We start from the raw sequence: 1,716 nt of genomic DNA, 5'->3' as shown, positions 1-1,716 counted from the left end.
ATAAAACTTTAACGATTTCTGATAACGGTATTGGTTTAAGCCAACAAGAAGCCATTGATAACTTGGGTACCATTGCAAAATCAGGTACTAAAGATTTCATGTCAAAATTGACGGGTGACCAGAAAGCGGATGCTCAGTTAATTGGTCAGTTTGGTGTTGGTTTCTACTCAGGTTTTATTGTTGCCGATAAAATTACGGTTGAATCACGCCGCGCAGGTCTAGATGCTTCTGAAGGGGTGCGTTGGATTAGTGGTGGCACAGGTGAGTTTGAAGTTCAGCAAATTGATAAAGCTTCACGCGGTACTGACATTATTCTTCACTTACGTGATGATGCGCTTGATTATTTAGAGTCTTATAAAGTTAAGCAAATCGTTAATAAATATTCTGACCACATTAGCTTGCCAATTGAAATGCAAAAAGAAGTTTGGCAAGAAGAAGAGGTTGCTGAAGGTGAGGAGCCTAAAGGCGGCCAAATGGTCAAAACAGATGAGTGGGAAGCAATTAACTCGGCAAGTGCACTATGGACACGTAACAAGAGTGAAGTGACTGAAGAGCAATATGTTGAGTTCTATAAAAACTTAACTCACGATTTTGAAGCTCCGCTTGCATGGGCACATAACCGTGTAGAAGGTAGTACGGAATATACCCAGTTACTTTATATTCCAAGTAAAGCACCTCATGACATTTTTACACGTGAAGCAAAAGCAGGAATTAAGCTGTATGTAAAACGCGTATTTATTATGGATGATGCGGACAATTTAATTCCAAACTATTTACGCTTTGTACAAGGTGTCGTGGACAGCGCTGATTTACCGCTTAATGTCAGCCGTGAGTTGTTGCAAGAAAGCCGTGATGTTAAGACAATCCGTGAAGGTAACGCACGCCGTGTACTCACTTTGCTTGATGGCTTAGCTAAATCTGAAGATGAAAAAGACCAAGAAAAATTCAAAACGTTCTACACTGAGTTTGGCTCAGTTCTTAAAGAAGGTTTGGGTGAGGACTTCGGTAACCGCGAACGTATTTTAAAATTATTACGTTATGCAACTTCAACAAATGATGAAGTAACAACTTCTTTTGCGGACTATAAGGCACGCATGAAAGAAGGCCAAAAAGCTATCTATTATGTGACTGCTGAAAGTTTAGCTGCTGCTAAGAACTCTCCACAGTTGGAGTTGTTTAAGAAAAAAGGCATTGAAGTATTATTAATGGCAGAGCGTGTTGACGAGTGGGCAATGAACTTTGTTCACGAGTTTGACGGTACACCATTGAAGAATGTATCTAAAGGTGCAGTTGATTTAGGTGACTTGCAAGATGCTGAAGAGAAAAAGGCACTTGAGCAAGCGGCTGAACAGTTTAAGCCTGTTGTCGAGAAATTAAGTGATTCATTGAAGGCTAAAACCAAAGAAGTCCGTGTAACGACTCGTTTGGTAGATTCTCCAGCATGTTTAGTGACTAGTGAAGGCGAGTTGTCTCCTCAACTTATTCGCATGCTCAAACAAGCAGGGCAAGCCGTACCTGAAATCAAGCCAATTTTAGAAATTAATCCTGAGCATCCTTTAGTGAAAAAACTTGAAGGTTCAGAACAATTTGATGATTTGGCGAATGTGATTTTTGATCAGGCGGTGATTGCAGAAGGTGGATTACCGGAAGATCCGGCAGCTTATGTGAAGCGCATTAATAGCTTGTTGCTAAAATAATTTTGCAATAGAAAAAGCC

1 protein-coding gene is annotated in these 1,716 nt (G+C 40.3%); it reads left to right on the top strand.

Going from position 1 to position 1,716, the window contains the following annotated elements; genetic code table 11:
• Window positions 1–1,697 (top strand): molecular chaperone HtpG (gene htpG / locus VXQ92_RS16835; RefSeq protein WP_416682588.1); only part of this gene is annotated, 1,697 nt, incomplete at its 5' end.
• Window positions 1,698–1,716 lie beyond the last annotated feature (19 nt).

This window comes from Acinetobacter sp. 228 (assembly GCF_048147885.1).
This window is presented reverse-complemented; position numbering and strand designations above follow the sequence as displayed.